Source organism: Aeromonas sp. 30P (assembly GCF_051919805.1).
Lineage (GTDB): Bacteria > Pseudomonadota > Gammaproteobacteria > Enterobacterales > Aeromonadaceae > Aeromonas > Aeromonas veronii.
This window is the reverse complement of the sequence record NZ_JBQBEA010000001.1, coordinates 2,251,174-2,269,868: the sequence shown is the minus strand read 5'-3', so window position 1 is coordinate 2,269,868 and position 18,695 is coordinate 2,251,174. Positions and strand designations below refer to the sequence as shown.

Below are 18,695 nucleotides of genomic sequence, written 5' to 3'. Positions count from 1 at the left end.
TGAATCAAACCTTGTCGGTGTAGTGGTGGGCGAGGGCGCCCAGATGAGCGCGGGCATCGGCCCGCAAATAGGGTGAGACCAGCTGCATCACCTGAAAGACACCGAGGGCAATATCGGCGTCCGCCTTGGGGTGCAGTGCCCGTTGGTAAGAGATCCAGAATGTGCCCACCAGCGCCACATTGGCCGCCAGCGTGCGCATCTGTTGCGTCGTGCCCTCCATCAGCCCGACCGTTTGCAGATGGTTGCAAATGGCGATGGCGGTCTGCTCCTTGCGGCGCAGCAGGGCGGAAAAGCGCTGTTCCACCTGATGATAACCACTCATCAGGGTCGCGATATCGTAGTAGAGGAAACGGTACTGCCAGATGGCTTCAAACATCAGGTGGAGAAAGAGCCAGATATCTTCTGGCTCATCGGACGGGGTGCTGACCGCCTCCAGCAGGCGATCCATCTGCTGTTCAAATTCGCAGAACAGGACGTTGACGATCTCCTCCTTGTTGTGGAAGTGGTAGTAGAGATTGCCCTGGCTGATCTCCATCTCGGCCGCAATGGCCGAGGTGGTGACGCTGGGTTCCCCTTGTCGATTGAAGCAGGCGAGGGCAGTGGTCAGGATCCGCTCCCGGGTACGACGTTTGGGTTTGCGATCCATGCTACTCCTTTGGTGATGAACGGCGCACGCCGTGGCGATAGCGTTTGGCAAGCCAGTGCTGCAACTGCTCCAGCGACTTGTCGAGGGCGGCGACCGAGCCAATGCCGGGGGCCAGCAGGGTGCGATCTTCATCGGCCAGCGCGGCCAGATTGAGCTCGAGGCCATGCTTGGCCAGCACCGGCGCCAGCTCGTCACGACGCTGCCAGAGATCGCGGCGGGTATGCTGGTAAGCGTGCTCGCAGAGACGGCGGCGATCCCGGTAACTGAACACATTGGTGAAGAACATCTCGCCATCGGCAGAAGAGGGCTCAAACAGCAGGGCGTCAGCGTCGGGATATTGGTGTTTGTAGCGATCCATCCCCACATGCATACGGGAGTGGATGATGGCGCGAAAGGTCTGGGCCAATACCACCGGCAGACCGCTGTCCACCAGATTGGTCGGCGCGCCGGCGGCCATGTCCGCATCATAGGGCACCAGCGGATTGATGCAGAACACCAGATCCGCCCCCTCTTCCAGCGCTACCGAAGCGTGTAGGGTCTTGATCAGCGCCCCGTCCACATAGTAACGCCCGTTGATCAATGAAGGGGGAAAGAGGCCGGGCAGAGCGGCGGACGCCTGTACCGCCGCCGAGATGGGCACGTCATCGAGCCCCTGGCTGCCGAAGGCGACCGGATGGCCGGTGTCGAGTTCGGTGGCGACCACAAACAGTCTGCTGCGCAGCTGGCGGAAATCGTTGCTGCGGCCGGGACGAGAGAAAAACTGGGTCAGGGTGCGATCCACCCCGCGGTTGTCGAACAGTCCGGTCGGAATGGCCTTGGAGAGCCCCTGCAGCGATTCAAACAGGCTGCGCTTCCAGGGCGCCGCCAGATAGTAGGTCAGGCTCTGCCACGCCAGCGGCGGGATCGAGGTCAGGCGGTCGGCATATTCACGAAAGGCGGGGCGCAGCAAGGTGGCCGGGTCAAACATCTCCCCCGAATCATCGCTGAGCAGGATCCGCACCAGCTTAGCCGGCGAGATACCGTTGGCCAGCGCCGATGCCACCACGGCCCCCGAACTGACGCCAACATAGATGTCGGCATGGTCAAGGCGCAAGCCGTTGATGCTATCAGAGAGGGCTGCGCAGGCACCGATCTCGTAGATGCCGCCGAGCGGCCCGCCGCCAGCAAGGGCAATTGCGATGGTACTCATAGCGTCGCCTCCCTATCCATGACATTCACCATGACAAGACCGGCCCAGCGCAGGGCATGGGCCGGTATCAATCACCTTCCGTCACCGCGAGGGATCATGGCAGGACGCTCTCTGCTTTAGCTTTCACCTCTTTCACCGCATCTTCAGCGGCGGAGAGGAGATCGGCGGCCTGCTCAACCACGGCCTCTTTAGCCTTGGCTACCGGCGCCTTCTTTACCGGAGGCTTGCGGGCAGCGGGCTTTTTGGCGGCAGCCGGTTTGGCTTCTGCGGCCGGGGCTTCTTCTTCCTGTGCATCCAGCAGTTGCTGGACCACATCGGTCAGCTCGGCCATGCGCTTGGAGAGCTTGTCGATATCCTTGCGGGTCGGAATGCCGAGGCTGGCCACAGCGCGGGCCACGCGATCTTCAAACACCTGCTCCAGACGACCCCAGGTATTGGCGGTCTTGTCGGTCACAGCGGCAATCTTCTCATCTGCGCTCTGACGGGTTTTTGCTTGCAGCGCTTCACCTTCCTGCACCAGCGCTTCAAAGATCTTGCCACCCTCTTCCTGTGCTTTGGCATAGGCACCCAGACCCGCCAACCAGATCTGCTGGGTGGACTCCTTGATGGTGGAGGTGAGTTGGTTGTCGGTCACTGACCCTGCCAGCGCTTTCAATTTCTTAGCCATGATCTTCTCCTTGAATAACGACAGTTAAATGTAATGGCGACAACGAAACTGCAATCGGGTTGTGGCATTACTGATTTTTCAACTTCAGTCTAGGGACAAAAAATAGAGGGTTCTACCTAATAACGGAACAGGCACACCACCGAAATTAGGGTTTGCTCACGAACCGACAATCAAATTGCGGATTCCCATATGAATCGTGATATATCTAACAACCTAGTAACACCCTAATCAGTAGCAGGATTCTCTTTATGAACTATTTCATTACTGGCGGTAGTGGTTTTATCGGGCGTCGATTGATCAAAAAGTTATTCCAACAGCATCCCGACTGTATCGTCTATTTTCTGATGCGCGCCTCTCATCAGGATAAATTGCCGGAGTTATTTGCATTCTGGAATGTGGATGAATCGCGTGCAGTCCCGGTTTTTGGTGACATGACGCAACCGCTGCTGGGGGTGTCGGTCGAGATGCAGGAGCAGTTGATCGGCAAGATCGACCACTTTTTCCATCTGGCGGCCATCTATGATCTCAACGCCAAGGCCGGGATCCAGCAGCAGGTCAACACCGAAGGGACCCGTCAAGCCGTTCAACTTGCCGAGCGGCTGGGGGCGGGGCAGTTCCACCACTGCAGCTCCATCGCTGCAGCGGGCCTGTTCGACGGTCTGTTTCGCGAGGACATGTTCGATGAAGCCGAGCACCTCGACATGCCTTACTTCCAGACCAAGCACGAAGCGGAAGGGATTGTGCGAAACGAGTGCACAGTTCCGTGGCGGGTCTACCGCCCGGGGATCGTTGTCGGTGACTCCAATACCGGTGAGATGGACAAGATCGACGGCCCTTACTACTTCTTCAAGACCATCCAGAAGCTGCGCCGTCTGCTGCCGCCCTGGATGCCGGCCATCGGGGTTGAGGGCGGGCGCATCAACATAGTGCCGGTCAACTTTGTGGTCGATGCCATGGTGCATATCGCCCATCAGGAGGGAGAGGAGAACAAAACCTTCCATCTGACCGACCCCAACCCGATGCGGGTTGGCGACATGCTGAGCACCTTCTCCCGCGCAGCCCATGCGCCGGAGCCTGCTATCCGCATCAACGCCTCTCTCTTTAATTTCATTCCCCGCCACCTGACAGCCATGCTGATGACCATGGCGCCGGTGCGCCGCATCCGCGATGCCGCCATCGCCGATCTGGGTCTGCCCAAGGATGTGTTCCGCCTTATCAGCTATCCCACCCGTTTCGACAGTCGTGAAACCCAGCGGGTACTGAAAGGGACAGGCATCGAAGTGCCACCGCTGCACAGCTACGCCTGGCGGCTGTGGGATTACTGGGAGCGCCACCTCGACCCGGAGCTCTTCATCGATCGCTCCCTGCGTGGTCGGGTAGAGGGAAAGGTAGTGCTGGTGACCGGAGCCACCTCCGGCATTGGCCGAGCAACCGCACGCAAGCTGGCGGGGGCAGGGGCCAACGTCGTTACCATCGCCCGCGACGAGCAGAAGATTGCCGAGACTAAAGCCGAGTTTGCCGAGCTGGGGCTGACCATCGAGATCTATCAGGGGGATCTCTCCAATCTGGCCCAGGCCGAGGAGATCACCGCTCGCATCGTGGCCGATCACGGCGGCGTCGATATTCTGGTCAACAATGCCGGCCGCTCCATCCGCCGCTCCATCGAGGACTCCTTCGATCGCTTCCACGATCTGGAGCGCACCATGCAGCTCAACTACTTTGGTGCGCTCAAGGTGATCATGGGGGTGCTGCCCACCATGATTGAGAAGAAAAAAGGGCACATCATCAACATCTCCTCCATCGGGGTGTTGACCAATGCGCCGCGCTTCTCCGCCTATGTTGCCTCCAAATCGGCCCTCGATGCCTGGGTGCGTACCGCCGCCTCCGAGTTTGCCGACAAGGGGGTCAGCTTCTCCATCATCAATATGCCGCTGGTGAAAACGCCGATGGTCGCACCGACCAAGGTCTATGAGCAGGTGCCGATGATGACGCCGGAAGAGGCGGCCGATCTGGTGTGCGATACCATCATCAACAAGCACGTTCGTCTGGCCACTCGCCTCGGGGTGTTCGGTCAGGTGGTGCATGCCCTGGCACCTCGTGTTGCACAGGTGATCATGAATACCAGCTTCCGCACCTTTGCCGATCCCAAGGATGGCGACAAATCCAAGGCGACCGCCGATCAGGTTGCCGTCTCGACCCTGATCAAGGGGATACACTTCTAACCGGGTGATGCGATAAAGAGATCAACAGGGGCCTGAGCAATCAGGCCCCTGTTTTATTTGGAATAGCAGTTGAAGGACGAATAAGGAGGGTCAGACTCGGGACAACAACTCAATCAGCAGATCAGTCGTGCGGCGGGAGTAGAGCAGAGAGAGATGGCCAATGGCAGGCAACTCGATATCTTCCATTCCCGTCAATCGTTGCCGCTCCTGCGGCATCACCACATTGTCGTGACTGGTGCGCACCGAGATGCCGGGCACGCAAAGCGGCACCGAAGCAAAACGCTGCAACCAGCCGGAACCGGGTTCCATCTCGCGGGCATTGGCCCCAAGCCCAAGGGCGGCTAGCTGACTGCCCTGATGAGGCGTAGCCAGGGTGATCAGGTGCGCGACCTTGTCACCACCATGGATAGCCAGATAGTCGCGGCAGACCAGCCCCCCCATGCTGTGACCGACCAGCACCAGCTTGTCAGCCCCGGTCTGCGCCAACACATCGTCAATCCGGGTGGCCAGCAGCGGCACCATGTCATCGATATGACCAAATGGTGGCATCAGGGTAATGGTGGCAACCACATGGCCTGCAGCCTCCAGTCGGGCGCGCTGGGTGTGCCAGATCCCGCGACTGCAACCGTAACCATGCACCAGCAATATGGGGCGCTGGCATGGCCGCAGCCGATCGGGTGCCATCAGCAAAGGCTCGAACGGCAGCAACCAGGTGAAGGTGTAGAGGTAGGCCAGCATCTCCTGCGCCATCATCTTCACCCTGCGCCAGGGGCCGATAGCCGGGGAGGGGTAGAAACGGGTAAACAGCCAGCTGCCGAGCACCACCAGACAGCGCAACCCAAGCAGGGTAAACACCACAAACAGCAGGGTCAGCAGCCAAGGGAGTCCCACGACCAGGTGGGCGATACTCCCGAGGAGCAGCACCTCTACCATCAGCAGGATAAACAGGTGTCGTACGATCGTCATAAGGCCATGATCCGACCAGTCAGGCGTGGAAGTCAAACGGCACTTTGAGACAGCTTGATCCAGCGCGGCTTTTCTCGCTAAACCCCGGCGAACTCTTTTCCGATGAGGTTATTTGCAATACTGTATATCCATACATATACTCTATCCATCATCACCAAGAGGAGGCCATCATGGCTGTCGAGATCAAATATGTGGTTGTTCGTGGGGGAGTGGAAAAAATGACCTTTGCCAACAAAAAAGAGGCAGATGCCTATGACAAGCTGCTGGATACGGCCGACGAGTTGATGACCCTGTTGGCTGGTGCCCCGATCGAGTTGGCGCCAGAGCAGCAAGAGAGTCTGGCATTCTACCTGGCAGAACAGCGCGATGTGCTGCAAACCCTGCTGCGCGGCGGCAAGGTTCAGGCTGGCACGAAAGAGGAAGAGGCCCCAGCAGCCAAGCGCAAGGAGAAGCCACTCAAACAGGTGGCCTGATTGCACAGACCTGCTATTTCTCGGGTTAAACAGCTCGCGGCATTCATTTTATTTGCATTTAAAACCATTTTTACGGCTATTTACCCCGAGAATTTTTTAACAACGGTGCATATACAATGCATAACTGAATAGCGTGCACCACTGAGCGACATCAGCCAGATCTATGAGGGAATAATGAGCAAACAGTGGAGAGAACGTTATCCAGATCGCTCCCGGTGACCTTAATCAGCAACAACAAGAGGCAATACCAATCCCAATAGAAGCCGCATTCATGTATCACGAGCCCTTTTCTAGCAACTCGGCTCACAGGCTCATATCGATTCATCTCAGCATCAACAAGCAACACCATGACTCAACAACCATTATCCTTGCCGCCAGCTATGCCGCTGTTTGACAGCCTTATCTATCTGGAGGCCGGTAACCCGCAGGTCAATCAGTACCTTGCCAACCTCAGCCTCAACGATGTACCCGATGCCGGTCTGGTTTACGAACTGGCGGTCGATTGGCTGCTGGAGCAGCGCAACAGCGAAAACAACTACAAAACATATCGCAGCGAACTGACCACTTTTTTGCACTGGTGCTTTCGCGAGGCGGCCATCAGCCCGAAAGATCTCACTCGCCGCATCATGATCCGCTATCTCGACTATTGTCAGTCCCCCCCTGACGAGTTGATCGCCTACCGCAACGTGGCGCAGTTTGTCCTCGACAAGGAGTGGGGAGAGCGGTTGCCTAATCCGCAATGGCGACCGTTTCTCGGCAAGCGGGAGCTGGGCCGCACCTTGCCCTACCGTCTTAGCGAGCAGGCGATGAAGACCAAGCTCGCCATCCTGTCGGCCTTCTTCCAGTTCCTGATCCAGGAGGAGTACATGGACAGGAATCCCGCTCTACTACTGCAGCGGGTCAAACGGCCGCAGCAGCAGGAGGCCGATGATCAGGTGCAGGCCTTCAGCGAGTTGCAGTGGTCATACGTGATGCAAGCTGCCGATACCCTTGCCAACGACCATCCGGAGCAGCATGAGCGCAGCCGTTTTCTCGCCATTCTGATGTACGCCTGCTATCTGCGGATCTCTGAGGTTGCTGCCCGGCCGGGCTTTACACCTGTGATGGGGCAGTTCAGGCGGGATCGCAAAACCGGCGTCTGGGGCTACTTTATTCCGCAAAGCAAGGGGGGCAAACGGCGTACCGTGGCGGTATCCCAAGCGCTGTTGGCGGCACTCGAACGCTACCGCCGCTTCCTCGGTCTCTCTCCCTTGCCGACACCGGATGAACAGACGCCACTGTTCGTTCGCCATAAAGCGGCAGCCCACGGCCGTGAGCAGGGGGAACTCAACGCCAACCTCGGCATTCGCCAGCTACGGGATTTGATCATGGTGATCATCGGTAAAGGGGCAGAATTGGCAGAGCAGGATGGATTTGTCCAGGATGCGGCCGAAATGCGGCAACTCTCTCCCCATGCGATCCGCCATACCGGGATCACCCATGACATCAATCTGCACGGGCGGCCGCTCTCCCACGTACAGGCCGATGCAGGACATGACAGCATCGACACCACTTCGAAATACCTGCACACCAGCAACAGTGAACGACATGAGAGCGCCCAGCAAAAGCCGCTGGACCGACTGAACCAACAAGTGAGAGATAACGTTCACAAAAGCTAACGAACAACGTGACATGACCCTGATTTGTATTGACTGCTCTTAGAACACAGAATGGCTTGTTTGGGGTGTCATAGAAGTTGGCTCGGCAATGTTGTACTTCTCTGGATGACAATCGGTTCAGGAAATATTTTTGGCTCACATGGATGATTAAGAACAGGCACCTTGCCATCTGCGGCATACATATTTATCCCGTAGCAGAGAAGCAAAAAACGAAATTGCTTGCTGAAACAACGAGAACACCCGATGCCGAAAGCTAAGTGACATGCCGGAAGTAGTCATATTCGGTTGAACAGCGCCTTGTTATCACACTTGCATATCCAGTCATCATTGGTGATATTGACATCAATATTAATGAGATACCAAGGAGCAGGTATGCAAGTGGCAGTGGTGGAAAAGACCTTCAGGATCGTTGGCAAAGGGTCGCTCATAGCCCAGTTCACCTTTATCTCTTCAGGCACGCTGCATATCTGGTTTCCGGATGTGGGCCTGCAGATGGAGGCCCACTGCAAAGAGTTGCGTATCGAAGATTGCACCATTATCTATACCAATGGCCTCCATCACGGCCAGCCCAGAGCGCTCTGGTCCTTAACCCTCCATCCCGATGATATGAACGAGCTCAAACGTATATTGCAGCAGTTCAACAGCAACCTCTACTTGACCTGCCAGCCACCCACGTTGGCCATCGCCAAACGTGCCTTGAATATGAATTGACCCGACTTCCAAAAAAGTCGCAATCATGCCAGCCACAACAATAAGCCGTGAGGATTAAGGGGAGGGGAATCTATCGCGATAGTCGGCATTTTAATAGCTTGTATTACAAGAGGGAGTATCAATATTTCCAGAGAGAGACCTCTCAAGTAGGGGACAGATATTTCCAAGATTATTCACGGTAATGACGATGGTTATAACGGTGAAAATCAAACATCACGCTCAATAAGTGAGGGGGATTCCGCACAACGTATTGATTTAATAGTGAACTCTTGTCTCAAAATGGGACATTTCGGTGATGTGGGGCAGGGCGGTTGACTGTGTTATTCTGTTGTCGCTGCAAGAGCATCTGCAGGGGGAATCAACCAGATATTGTCCTTCTGCTTTGGGCAGTTAGATCGCTGGAGGTCTGTGTGTAGCCTCGATCCTGATCGATTTCCGAACCTTTAAGCTAAGGAAAAGCTGCGGGCTACTGCTTTCAACAAGCCTTGTTATCTCTCACAATGATGCCGATAACCCTATTTATCGGCATTTCCATCATGTTGATCACTTGAATCCGTACTTCTTTATCACCATCTTCACTTTGCCTATTAATTCCTCAGGGAGAAACCTCGAAATGGCATATAACATCGGTGATGTGGTTTATCTGAACAGCGGCAGTCCATATATGACTGTCACGTACCTGAATCCTCGGGAAGACGAAGTGCATTGCAAGTGGTTCTTCAATGGCCAGCAGTGCCATGGAAATTACCCATCCGCAGCACTAACGCTAAAATCAGAAGATACAGAGGCTGAGGCGGGATCGGTTAAGTTGTGGGATTAATTCAATCTCAGATTTCTTTCCCATAATCTGGACCCCAATCTATTTCACCTGGTGACGTGGCATTGGGGTCACACTGAGCCAACAGTTCTTCCAGCGTGTAGCGCGGCTGACCATTCAGTTTTACGCGAGCACGTTCTACATCATCCAACGCAGCTTTCAGCAGCGCCGGATCACCATCTTCAAGAGCTGCTTGCAGATAGGCAACCATGTCGGCCTCGGTGGCCAAGCCGTCAGCCGCATCAAAACGGCTCCATTGTTCAGTTCATTCCGTCCTCCTACATCTGTCATTGCGCATAATGTATATTATGTTAAATCAGATATCTTGTTTCCTGTCACCACTTATTGAACTGTGTATAATGGCAACAATTGATCCTATCTTCGACCGGATGTCTTAAGTGGCTGAATTAACATCAGAACAATTAAAACCCGCTTTTGCGATTGAACAGTTCACCAAGCTCAGCGAGCTTGAACCTATCCCCTTTGCTGCGCTGCAACCCAGAGCCATTTCCGGCATCAAACGTCTTGCCAGTTTTGATGGTGACTGTCCGGTCATGCTGCTCAACGGATTCCCCGGCGCAGATTACGAAGGCGTTTGCCAAACGTTGATTGCCGACTCCAATGGCAAGGATGGTGACCTGTTTGATCTCTGCTACACCGAGAATCTGAACAACCCCTACAAGCCTATCTGGCTGCGCCTGCAACCAGGCACCGGCGTTGAGTTTTGCGAAATGGTTGGCGAGCTGCTCAAGCTGTTGAGCCACCATCTCGATGCCGAACGCATCGTGACCCGCATCATGCGCAAGCAGAACAATGATCCGAAAATCGATGATTTCCTCTCCGATCTGGCGGCTCACGTTGCATTGGGTCTGGAGTTCCAGCACCCCATTCTGATCAACCTGTTGATCCACCACGAAGCGCAGGAAGCGCCGGTGATTTATGGCCGGGATCTCAATTGGGATACCCTGTTTGGCTCCATCAACTACCAGACCGAGCAAGGCTCTGTATATGCTAACCAGCACCTGTTGGAGCCTGGCTTGCTGCGCGAAGCCAACGGCGGTTACCTCATTTTGCAACTGGATGAGCTGCTGGATCAGCCACACCTCTGGTTCAAACTGAAAAATGCCATGCAAAAAGGCGAGCTGGACTGGAACGCCTATCAGGAAGGGAAAACTCTGACCCCCTTCTTCGCGCCTGAAGCGACCCCTATCAAGCTCAAGCTGATCCTGGTAGGTGACCGACTGGACGTGGCCGAGTTCCAGATGCTGGATCGCGATATGTCCGAGCGCATCTTCCTGCGCGCTGATCTGGTATCAGAGGTGAATATTGAAGAGGATCTGCAGGAATTTCTGCAGTACCTGGCCTGGCTGCGCCAGCGCTGGAGCCTACTGGACTTCACGCCCGCCGCCCTCGCCGCCATTTGTCGTCATGCCAGCCGCCTCTGTGACCATCAGGAGTGGCTGTCGCTCTCCGAAGTGCAACTCTCCGCCATCATGCGGATGGCTGACAGTCTGGCCCGGGAGCTGGAATCTGATGTGGTCACCGACGAGCATATCCGCGGCGCACTGGAGGAGCAGGATTACCGCCTCAACTATCTGGTTGAGCAGTCCGATCAGGGGGTTATCGACGGCCAGATCCTGCTGCAAACCGATGGCGAAGAGATTGGCCAGATCAACGGCCTGTCTGTCATTCAGGTCTCCGGTCACCCTTATGACTTCGGCGAGCCGGTGCGCCTCACTGCTACCGTACACCTTGGTGATGGCGATGTGGCGGATATCGAGCGCAAAGCGGAGCTGGCCGGTCATATCCACGCCAAGGCGATGATGATTATCCACGGCTATCTCTCCAACAAATTTGGTGCAGAGAACCCCTCCCCCTGTCGGCCAATCTTGTGTTCGAGCAGTCTTACCACGAAATTGATGGCGACAGTGCATCCCTGACCGGCTTGTGTGCCCTGCTCTCTGCCCTCGCCCGCCAGCCTATCTATCAGCACTTCGCCGTGACCGGTGCGGTCGATCAGTTTGGCAATGTGCAGGCCGTGGGTGGCGTCAACGAGAAGATTGAAGGCTTCTTCCGGGTGTGCAAAATCCACGGCATCACCGGCAAGCAAGGGATCATTTTGCCGGGCACCAACATCCAGCAGCTGAACCTCTCTGACGAGGTGATAGCAGCGGTTGAAGCGGGCCAGTTCCATATCCACCCGGTGGATCATGTGGAAGAGGCCATCGAGTTGCTGACTGGCTGTGTCGCCGGTGAGCCTGATATGCCCGATACCCTGTTTGGCCGTATTCAGGAGCGGTTGGACGAGTTGAACGGCTCCACTGCCAAAGTCGGACTGCTGCAATCCCTGCTGGGGCGCCTGTTTGGCCGCTGATGAAGTGATCGGAGTTGTTTAGCGAACAACTGTAAGCTAAATTGACCCGGCTTTGACCCATTTGAAGGAAATACCGCGTGACCGTAGACAATACCACCATGGAAGCCCGCCTTTCCCTGTGCGAACAGGGCAAGAACTCTTTTACCCGTGAAGAGCTGCTGGCTTGCAGCCGTGGCGAACTGTTTGGTGAGGGTAACAGTCAGCTGCCTGCCCCCAACATGTTGATGATGGACCGCATCGTCAAGATCAATGACAACGGCGGCGAACACGGCAAGGGCGAGATCCTGGCTGAGCTCGACATTACTCCGGATCTCTGGTTCTTCGATTGCCACTTCCCGGGTGATCCTGTGATGCCTGGCTGTCTCGGTCTGGACGCCATGTGGCAGCTGGTTGGCTTCTTCCTTGGCTGGAAAGGTGGCCCCGGCAAGGGTCGTGCTCTGGGCGTAGGTGAAGTGAAATTCACCGGCCAGGTCCTGCCGACTGCCAAGAAAGTGACCTACAAGATCACCTTCAAGCGCGTCATCAACCGCAAGCTGGTGATGGGAATTGCTGATGGTGTGGTCGAAGTTGACGGCCGTCCGATCTACAGCGCCACCGACCTGAAAGTGGGCCTGTTCAAAGATACCACCGCATTCTGATATCTCTGATTGGTGGTAAAACAGCATTAACGCAAAGGGGCCACAACGGCCCCTTTCCTTTTGTAATGAGTGATGAAGTACCTGCTACTTCATGAAGAGGCCTGAGCCCCGCCCTTCCATGGCGTCACGCCAACCACCAAGCCAATGCCCTCGGGCATCCAGGCATTGATACGGACACGCTTCTTTCTGTTTGCCGACCACGCCAGCCTGATAACCACGAGCACGAGCTCTTTCCAGACGGTCCCGCTTCTGTCTCTTCATCATCTACGACCCTCTTCGTGGAACAAAAAAAGCGACCAATTCTGCATCGGTCGCTTTCATCTTTACTCCTGCGAGCGCACTCGGTCAAACAAAAACTTCCACCCTAACCGGGCTATGTGACACAAGGCACTGAACTGGATTAAGTTTTAATTACAGGGAACTTACTCCTGATTTTTGAGTCCTTCCAGCTCTTCCCAGCGAGCAAATGCCTGCTCCAGCGCGGCTTCAGCGGCATTGAGCGCATCCAGTTTCGGCTGGGTTTTATCTGCCGGCAGCGAGAAGAACCCAGGCTGGTTGATCTCGCTTTGCAGCGCATCCAGCTCGGCTTCCAGCTGCTCAAGACGAGCAGGCAACCCTTCCAGTTCAAGCTGCAGCTTGTAGGAGAGCTTGCTCTTCTTCGGCGCTTCTGGCGCGACGGCAACGACCGGCTCCGGTGCCTTGACCGCTGCACTCCTGGCCTGTTGCTGGGCATTCTGCTGTTCGCGGGTCACCATCATGTCGGCGTAACCACCCACGTAATCGCTGATGCGGCCATCCCCTTCAAACAGCCAGCAGCCGGTCACTGTGTTGTCGATGAAGCGACGATCGTGACTCACCAGCAGCAGGGTACCGGGGTAGTCGGAAAGCAGCTCTTCCAGCAGCTCCAGCGTTTCCACATCCAGATCGTTGGTCGGTTCATCGAGGATCAGCAGGTTGCTGGGCTTGAGGAACAGCTTGGCCAGCAGCAGCCGGTTCTTCTCGCCACCGGAGAGCGCCTTGACCGGCGTACGGGCCCGCTTGGGCTCGAACAGGAAGTCCTGCAGGTAACCGAGGATATGACGGGAGCGGCCACGCACCATCACCTCCTGCTTGCCCTCCCCGACGTTGTCCACCACGGTCTGCTCGGGATCAAGCTGCTCGCGGTACTGATCGAAGTAGGCCACCTCCAGATTGGTGCCCCCCTTGACGGTGCCACGGGTTGGCTCAAGCTGACCCAGCAACAGCTTGATCAGGGTCGATTTGCCGCAGCCATTGGGGCCGACCAGCGCAATTTTGTCGCCGCGCAGCACTTGCAGATCGAGCCCCTTGAACAGGGTGCGATCGCCAAAGTCCAGCCCCAGCCCTTCAGTCTCGAACACCAGCTTGCCGGAGCGATTGACCTCGTCCAGTTGCAGCTTGGCCTTGCCCTGCAGCTCGCGGCGCTGGGAGCGTTCCATCCGCATCGCCTCAAGGGCGCGCACCCGACCTTCGTTACGGGTACGGCGAGCCTTGATACCCTGACGAACCCAGACCTCTTCCTGCGCCAGCTTGCGGTCGAACTCGGCATTTTTCAGCTCTTCGACCCGCAGCCACTCCTCTTTCCCCTGCAGATACTCGTCGTAGTTGCCCGGCCAGGAGGTGATGGCGCCGCGATCGAGATCGATGATCCGGGTGGCCAGCTTGTGGATGAATTCCCGATCGTGAGAGATAAAGACGATGGCGCCGCGAAAATCCTTGAGGAAATCTTCCAGCCAGTTGATGGCTTCGATATCCAGGTGGTTGGTCGGCTCATCGAGCAGCAACAAGTCGGGATCGCAAGCCAGCGCACGGGCCAGCGCCACTTTGCGCAGCCAGCCACCAGAGAGGCTATCGAGGGTCACGTCAGGATCCAGCCCCAGCAGGGTCAACACCTGACTGATACGGGTCTCGAACTGCCAGCCGTTCTGATAATCGAGCTGCTCTTGCAACTCGCTCATCTTGCGAATGTTGGCGTCTGACGGATCGCTCGCCAGCTCCATGGAGATGTGGTGGTACTGCTTGAGCAGTTCCCCCACCCCCGCTAGCCCTTCGGCGGCATAGTCAAACACCGTCAGCTCGCTGGAAGCAGGCGGATCCTGCTCAAGGCGGGTCACTTTCAAATCTTGTTGCAACACCAGACGCCCGTCGTCCAGCGGCAATTCGCTGGCAATGACCTTCATCAGGGTGGACTTGCCCGCCCCGTTGCGGCCAACCAGGCAGAGGCGCTCGCCCCGCTCGATGGTCAATTCGGCATTGTCGAGCAGCGGGAAATCACTGAACGACAGACATGCGCCGTGCAATGTTAAAAGAGCCATGTGTGTTCCTTATTTCATATGAAAAAAACGGGCAGCAGACTGGGTCTGCCCCCGTTTTATCGTCAAATCACTCTCACCCCTGACGGGCGGCCCAGCTTTTGAGCTCGGCCAGTGTGAAGGGCCAACCGAGCTCGCGGCCTGCTTCGTCACGCAGTACCGGAATGCGCACCCGATAGGCGGCAAGCCACTGCTCATCATCCATGATGTCGCACTGGCAGGTGGCGACGGCAAGACCTGCCTCCTCCACCAGCGCCCAGGCCTGCTCGCACAGGTGGCAACCGTCGGTATGAAACAGGGTCAGCATCACGCCTCGCCTTGCTCCGGCGCATGGGTGATGATCCAGCAGTTGTGGATGTGCTGGTTACGTTCGAAATCCTTCGGTCGCGTCTTCTGGGTGATGTTCTGGGCCTTGAGACCAGTGGCCTCGAGACCGGCCAGATCCATCTTGAAGTGACGCTTGTTGTTGGAGAAGACCAGAGTACCGTCCGCCGCCAGCAGGCGCTTCAGGTGCTGCATCAGCAACAGGTGATCGCGCTGTACGTCGAAGCTCTCGTCCATCCGCTTGGAGTTGGAGAAGGTGGGCGGATCGATGAAGATGAGGTCGTACTGCTCGTCCGCTTCAGACAACCACTTCAGACAATCGGCTTGGACAAACTTGTGCTGACGACCCACCAGCGAGTTGAGACGCATGTTGTCCTGTGCCCAGTTCAGGTAGGTGTGGGACATGTCCACTGTGGTGGTCTCGCTGGCACCGCCAAGACCTGCGTGCACGGTGGCACTGCCGGTGTAGGCAAACAGGTTCAGGAAGCGCTTGCCCTTCGCCATCTGACCCAGCATGCGGCGAGTCTGACGATGGTCGAGGAACAGGCCGGTATCCAGATAGTCGTAGAGGTTGACCCACAGACGGGCACCGTACTCCTGCACTTCCATCCGGTGTTGCTCTTCGGAGAGCTTCTGATACTGCTGTTTCCCTTCCTGACGCTCGCGCACCTTCAGGATCACCTTCTCGCCATCCATGCCGGTCACCTTGATGGCGGCCTGAACCATGTCGAGCAGACGCTGACGAGTCTTCTGAGCGGGGATATCCTTGGGCGCGGCATACTCTTGAACCACCAGATAGTCCTGATAGCGGTCGATGGCGGCGTTGTATTCCGGCAAGTCGGCATCGTAGATGCGATAGCAATCGATGCCCTCTTTGTTGGCCCACTTCTCGAGGGTTTTCAGATTCTTGCGCAGACGGTTGGCAAAATCCTGCGCCACCTCTTTTTGGGAAGCCACGGAGTCCAGTGCGATCTGGTAGTTACGCAGCTGACACTCGAGGGCGCCGTTGAACAGGCGATATTGCTTGTCGGCGCGCAAGCGCAGACAGCTGAGTAGCTCGGGCGATGCGGAAAGAATGGAGACTTTCCAACCCTGGAAGCTGCGACGCAGAGCATCGCCAAGGGCCTGATGCACTTCCAGCAGCGCCGGGAACTCGCCAAGACGCTCGCCGTAAGGCGGGTTGGAGATAAGCATGCCGACCTGGCGGGCCTCCCCTTCCACTGTCGGCATCGGCAGCGGGTTTTCCAGCTTGGTGACATCGGCCTGCTTGAAGGTAATCAGGTGAGCTACACCGGCCGCTTTGGCGTTGTCACGGGCTTTGAGCAGCACACGCTGGTCGGCATCACAACCAAACAGTTTTACTTCGCAACGCTGCATGCCGCGTTTGGCACGCACTTGTGCTTCCATCATCAGGCTCTGCCACAGCTCACTATCGTGCTGCAGCCAGCGATCGAAACCGAAGCGCTCGCGACGCAGCGCCGGTGCCATGTCGGCGGCGATAAAGGCCGCTTCAATCAGCAAGGTACCGGAACCGCACATCGGGTCCATCATGGGCTCACCGGCCCAGCCGCTACGGGCAATCATGGCGCAGGCCAGGTTCTCTTTGAGCGGAGCTTCACCGGCGCCCTGACGATAGAAACGCTGGTGCAGCGCCGGGCCTGACAAGTCCAGCGTGATATTGGCCTTGCCTTTGCCCAGGTGCGCCATGATGCGAATATCCGGCGACTTCTTGTCCACGTCCGGACGCACGTGACCGCGCTTGGTGAAGCGGTCAACGATGGCATCCTTGATTTTCAGCGCGCCATATTGGGTATTGCGAATGGCAGGGTTGGTACCGGTAAAGTCCACCGCGATGGTAGAGGTACCGGAGAAGTGCTCTTCCCAGGGGATTGTGTGGGCGCCCAGATAGAGATCCAGATCGTCGTTCATCTGGAATTCAGACAGCACCAGCACGATGCGGGAGGCAAAACGGCTCCACAGGCAGGCCTTGTAGCCAATCGCCAGTTCGCCTTTGAAGTGGACGCCAGCCACGGTCTCACGGACCTGCTCTGCGCCAAGATTGGTCAGCTCATCGGCCAACAGGTTTTCCAGCCCCTTGGGGCAGGTTGCAAAAAATTCTTTCATCACGCTCACGGGGAACCCATAAAAATAGTGCCGCATTATACCTCATCAGGCGGGCTGGAGCATGCAAAAGTCGGCGCAAACAGCAGGATGGAAACAGATTGATAGGTGGCGAAAAGGTAAAAGGCCCCATGACTACCCGATGGCGAGATCATGGGGCCAAACATCATTTAGCGGATCACTTCATACGAGCCTTGAAACGGGGATTACTTTTACAAATCACGAACAATTTGCCGCGGCGGCGCACCAACTGACAATCGGGATGACGCGCCCGTGCGGATTTGAGTGAACAGACGACCTGCATTCAGGACTCCTTCTTGCTTGAAAATGCGCCAAAGCGTTTGTTGAAACGGGCCACACTCCCCTCGCTCGATACCTGCTTCTGCTTGCCGGTATAGAACGAGTGCGACTGGCTGGAAACATCGAGCGACACATAGGGATACTCCTTCCCGTCTTGCCATGTGTAGCTGCGATCGCTCTTGATGGTTGAACCGACCAAGAAAAAGGCATCTGCCGCCGTGTCATGGAACAGCACCAAACGATAATCAGGATGAATATGAGGCTTCATGGCAACTCCATTTTGTTATGTTATAACAAAATGTAAGTGAGAATAGCTCTCGTTTCAAGCATAAAATGTCGTATGAAGCAAATCGCTACAGTGAGTGATGTGTTGATAGTGAGGTGGAGGCACTACACAAGCAGAACGAAGCAAGAGGGAGACACCATGCTTGCAGCACGGAAGACCAAGATACTGCGTGGGTCAGAACACAAGGTGCAAGTGGATGTAACAAGCCTCAAGCGAGACTGAATCACAACCATGAAGATCAATGAGAATGGGCAAGATGTTCGCGGATCAATGAAGTATCAGAAACGAGGCGCGATTGAGGTGACAACAGTAAAAACAGGCAGCGGTGTAATCACAGAGATAAAACGATTGATGAAAATATATCAACTGACCTGACGATATTGCTCGGTCACGGTAATACGCGGTTTCATCCGGTTATTCATCACCTTGATCACCCCGAAACGCGGCAAGGTTTTACTGGTGGTCAATACCAGATCGGCTGTGAGGTTCAAACAGACGCTGGCCTGCTCCCCTGCCTCAATGACCATAAATTCGCCGTTACCATGGGGTGTATTCATCAGGACCAGATCACCGTTTTGCGGGATCACTTGCGGATGCTGTTCACTAAAAAACCAGCTTTGCGGCATCAGGGGTTTATAAAAACGACTGACCGCGATGGCATTAAGCACCAACTGAACCTGATGTGGAATACTCCACTCAAGTTCGGCTGCTTTATCCATCAACTGATAATAGAGGGCGGCATCATCGACACAAAAAGGCTGGGTTGCAAATGAGCTGGGCACCAAATGTCGCCCTTTATACTCGGTAGCAAATAACATGTTATCAGACAGGTCCAACATCAGACGGTCACTCTGGGCATCATAGTGCCATTGCCAGCTATCGGTCGGTTGGATAAACATGTTGGAGCCCTTACTTGATAATTACCAGTTGACTTTATTCCATATGCAGGGAATCAGCAACGTCAAATAAAGGG

18 protein-coding genes and 1 pseudogene are annotated in these 18,695 nt (G+C 56.0%); 7 read left to right on the top strand and 12 right to left on the bottom strand.

The features are described 5' to 3' along the window. Positions 1 to 4: 4 nt before the first annotated feature. From ACTG2B_RS10455 to ACTG2B_RS10445, 3 genes are all read right to left on the bottom strand, one after another. Positions 5 to 646, bottom strand: coding sequence for a TetR/AcrR family transcriptional regulator (locus ACTG2B_RS10455; RefSeq protein WP_129504067.1), 642 nt, complete (start codon positions 644 to 646; stop codon positions 5 to 7). A gap of 1 nt (position 647) precedes the next feature. Then, complete coding sequence (locus tag ACTG2B_RS10450; protein WP_129504066.1) at positions 648 to 1,835, bottom strand: patatin-like phospholipase family protein; 1,188 nt, start codon at positions 1,833 to 1,835, stop codon at positions 648 to 650. A 94-nt stretch (positions 1,836 to 1,929) separates the two neighbouring features. Continuing rightward, positions 1,930 to 2,502, bottom strand: a complete 573-nt coding sequence (locus ACTG2B_RS10445) for a phasin family protein (RefSeq protein WP_005333118.1) — start codon at positions 2,500 to 2,502, stop codon at positions 1,930 to 1,932. Positions 2,503 to 2,750: 248 nt separating this feature from the next. Here ACTG2B_RS10445 and ACTG2B_RS10440 point away from each other — a divergent pair, with 248 nt between their 5' ends. Further along, positions 2,751 to 4,724 (top strand): SDR family oxidoreductase, encoded by a 1,974-nt coding sequence (locus tag ACTG2B_RS10440; RefSeq protein WP_021230119.1) that lies wholly within the window; start codon positions 2,751 to 2,753, stop codon positions 4,722 to 4,724. 90 nt (positions 4,725 to 4,814) lie between these two features. On the opposite strand, the gene ACTG2B_RS10435 is transcribed toward ACTG2B_RS10440, so the two are convergent. Next, positions 4,815 to 5,690 carry an esterase/lipase family protein gene (locus ACTG2B_RS10435; RefSeq protein WP_439995685.1) on the bottom strand — a complete coding sequence of 292 codons (876 nt, stop codon included), beginning with the start codon at positions 5,688 to 5,690 and terminating at the stop codon, positions 4,815 to 4,817. A gap of 170 nt (positions 5,691 to 5,860) precedes the next feature. Here ACTG2B_RS10435 and ACTG2B_RS10430 point away from each other — a divergent pair, with 170 nt between their 5' ends. The 4 genes from ACTG2B_RS10430 (at position 5,861) to ACTG2B_RS10415 (ending at position 9,352) form a co-directional block, all read left to right on the top strand. Then, a complete protein-coding gene (locus ACTG2B_RS10430; RefSeq protein ID WP_439995684.1) occupies positions 5,861 to 6,163 on the top strand; it encodes a YebG family protein in 303 nt (100 codons plus the stop codon). A 380-nt stretch (positions 6,164 to 6,543) separates the two neighbouring features. Beyond that, positions 6,544 to 7,821 (top strand): tyrosine-type recombinase/integrase, encoded by a 1,278-nt coding sequence (locus ACTG2B_RS10425; protein WP_374846016.1) that lies wholly within the window; start codon positions 6,544 to 6,546, stop codon positions 7,819 to 7,821. A 372-nt stretch (positions 7,822 to 8,193) separates the two neighbouring features. Next, on the top strand, positions 8,194 to 8,532 hold the full coding sequence (locus tag ACTG2B_RS10420) for a hypothetical protein (RefSeq protein ID WP_021230116.1): 339 nt from the start codon (positions 8,194 to 8,196) through the stop codon (positions 8,530 to 8,532). Between the two features lie 613 nt (positions 8,533 to 9,145). Continuing rightward, positions 9,146 to 9,352 carry a YodC family protein gene (locus tag ACTG2B_RS10415; protein ID WP_110303676.1) on the top strand — a complete coding sequence of 69 codons (207 nt, stop codon included), beginning with the start codon at positions 9,146 to 9,148 and terminating at the stop codon, positions 9,350 to 9,352. Between the two features lie 7 nt (positions 9,353 to 9,359). Here ACTG2B_RS10415 and ACTG2B_RS10410 read toward each other — a convergent pair whose 3' ends face one another. Continuing rightward, on the bottom strand, positions 9,360 to 9,560 hold the full coding sequence (locus ACTG2B_RS10410) for a hypothetical protein (RefSeq protein ID WP_439995683.1): 201 nt from the start codon (positions 9,558 to 9,560) through the stop codon (positions 9,360 to 9,362). Between the two features lie 187 nt (positions 9,561 to 9,747). Between ACTG2B_RS10410 and ACTG2B_RS10405 the strand changes: the two are divergent. Together ACTG2B_RS10405 and fabA are read left to right on the top strand one after the other, a co-directional pair. Continuing rightward, positions 9,748 to 11,723, top strand: a pseudogene (locus ACTG2B_RS10405) (Lon protease family protein). A 77-nt stretch (positions 11,724 to 11,800) separates the two neighbouring features. Then, positions 11,801 to 12,361, top strand: a complete 561-nt coding sequence (gene fabA / locus ACTG2B_RS10400) for a 3-hydroxyacyl-[acyl-carrier-protein] dehydratase FabA (RefSeq protein WP_429132296.1) — start codon at positions 11,801 to 11,803, stop codon at positions 12,359 to 12,361. 84 nt (positions 12,362 to 12,445) lie between these two features. Here the strand turns inward: fabA and rmf are convergent, their stop codons facing one another. The 7 genes from rmf to ACTG2B_RS10365 form a co-directional block, all read right to left on the bottom strand. After that, positions 12,446 to 12,625, bottom strand: a complete 180-nt coding sequence (gene rmf, locus ACTG2B_RS10395) for a ribosome modulation factor (protein WP_005315693.1) — start codon at positions 12,623 to 12,625, stop codon at positions 12,446 to 12,448. 158 nt (positions 12,626 to 12,783) lie between these two features. Continuing rightward, positions 12,784 to 14,694: an ATP-binding cassette ATPase Uup gene (gene uup, locus ACTG2B_RS10390; protein WP_439995682.1), complete on the bottom strand. Its 1,911-nt coding sequence runs from the start codon at positions 14,692 to 14,694 to the stop codon at positions 12,784 to 12,786. Between the two features lie 73 nt (positions 14,695 to 14,767). Then, positions 14,768 to 14,998: a glutaredoxin family protein gene (locus tag ACTG2B_RS10385; protein WP_139443761.1), complete on the bottom strand. Its 231-nt coding sequence runs from the start codon at positions 14,996 to 14,998 to the stop codon at positions 14,768 to 14,770. Further along, positions 14,998 to 17,175, bottom strand: coding sequence for a bifunctional 23S rRNA (guanine(2069)-N(7))-methyltransferase RlmK/23S rRNA (guanine(2445)-N(2))-methyltransferase RlmL (gene rlmKL, locus ACTG2B_RS10380; protein ID WP_139408153.1), 2,178 nt, complete (start codon positions 17,173 to 17,175; stop codon positions 14,998 to 15,000). Before rlmKL ends, ACTG2B_RS10385 begins: the two co-directional genes overlap by 1 nt. A 139-nt stretch (positions 17,176 to 17,314) precedes the next feature. Next, positions 17,315 to 17,440: a type B 50S ribosomal protein L36 gene (ykgO, locus tag ACTG2B_RS10375; RefSeq protein ID WP_005336596.1), complete on the bottom strand. Its 126-nt coding sequence runs from the start codon at positions 17,438 to 17,440 to the stop codon at positions 17,315 to 17,317. Next, positions 17,441 to 17,704 carry a type B 50S ribosomal protein L31 gene (locus ACTG2B_RS10370; protein WP_069554850.1) on the bottom strand — a complete coding sequence of 88 codons (264 nt, stop codon included), beginning with the start codon at positions 17,702 to 17,704 and terminating at the stop codon, positions 17,441 to 17,443. 380 nt (positions 17,705 to 18,084) lie between these two features. Continuing rightward, entirely contained in the window at positions 18,085 to 18,621 is a 537-nt protein-coding gene (locus tag ACTG2B_RS10365) for a cell division protein ZapC (protein WP_139408155.1), read from the bottom strand. Between the last annotated feature and the right edge of the window lie 74 nt (positions 18,622 to 18,695).

What these genes read in the sequence shown, in the direction of transcription:
- ACTG2B_RS10420 (WP_021230116.1), top strand. Translation starts at nt 8,194, where the DNA reads ATGCAAGTGGCAGTGGTGGAAAAGACCTTCAGGATCGTTGGCAAAGGG.
- ACTG2B_RS10370 (WP_069554850.1), bottom strand. Translation starts at nt 17,704, where the DNA reads ATGAAGCCTCATATTCATCCTGATTATCGTTTGGTGCTGTTCCATGAC.
- ACTG2B_RS10425 (WP_374846016.1), top strand. Translation starts at nt 6,544, where the DNA reads ATGCCGCTGTTTGACAGCCTTATCTATCTGGAGGCCGGTAACCCGCAG.
- ACTG2B_RS10440 (WP_021230119.1), top strand. Translation starts at nt 2,751, where the DNA reads ATGAACTATTTCATTACTGGCGGTAGTGGTTTTATCGGGCGTCGATTG.
- ykgO (WP_005336596.1), bottom strand. Translation starts at nt 17,440, where the DNA reads ATGCAGGTCGTCTGTTCACTCAAATCCGCACGGGCGCGTCATCCCGAT.
- ACTG2B_RS10365 (WP_139408155.1), bottom strand. Translation starts at nt 18,621, where the DNA reads ATGTTTATCCAACCGACCGATAGCTGGCAATGGCACTATGATGCCCAG.
- rmf (WP_005315693.1), bottom strand. Translation starts at nt 12,625, where the DNA reads ATGATGAAGAGACAGAAGCGGGACCGTCTGGAAAGAGCTCGTGCTCGT.
- ACTG2B_RS10430 (WP_439995684.1), top strand. Translation starts at nt 5,861, where the DNA reads ATGGCTGTCGAGATCAAATATGTGGTTGTTCGTGGGGGAGTGGAAAAA.
- ACTG2B_RS10455 (WP_129504067.1), bottom strand. Translation starts at nt 646, where the DNA reads ATGGATCGCAAACCCAAACGTCGTACCCGGGAGCGGATCCTGACCACT.
- ACTG2B_RS10445 (WP_005333118.1), bottom strand. Translation starts at nt 2,502, where the DNA reads ATGGCTAAGAAATTGAAAGCGCTGGCAGGGTCAGTGACCGACAACCAA.
- rlmKL (WP_139408153.1), bottom strand. Translation starts at nt 17,175, where the DNA reads ATGCGGCACTATTTTTATGGGTTCCCCGTGAGCGTGATGAAAGAATTT.
- ACTG2B_RS10450 (WP_129504066.1), bottom strand. Translation starts at nt 1,835, where the DNA reads ATGAGTACCATCGCAATTGCCCTTGCTGGCGGCGGGCCGCTCGGCGGC.
- ACTG2B_RS10435 (WP_439995685.1), bottom strand. Translation starts at nt 5,690, where the DNA reads ATGACGATCGTACGACACCTGTTTATCCTGCTGATGGTAGAGGTGCTG.
- ACTG2B_RS10410 (WP_439995683.1), bottom strand. Translation starts at nt 9,560, where the DNA reads ATGGTTGCCTATCTGCAAGCAGCTCTTGAAGATGGTGATCCGGCGCTG.
- ACTG2B_RS10415 (WP_110303676.1), top strand. Translation starts at nt 9,146, where the DNA reads ATGGCATATAACATCGGTGATGTGGTTTATCTGAACAGCGGCAGTCCA.
- ACTG2B_RS10385 (WP_139443761.1), bottom strand. Translation starts at nt 14,998, where the DNA reads ATGCTGACCCTGTTTCATACCGACGGTTGCCACCTGTGCGAGCAGGCC.
- uup (WP_439995682.1), bottom strand. Translation starts at nt 14,694, where the DNA reads ATGGCTCTTTTAACATTGCACGGCGCATGTCTGTCGTTCAGTGATTTC.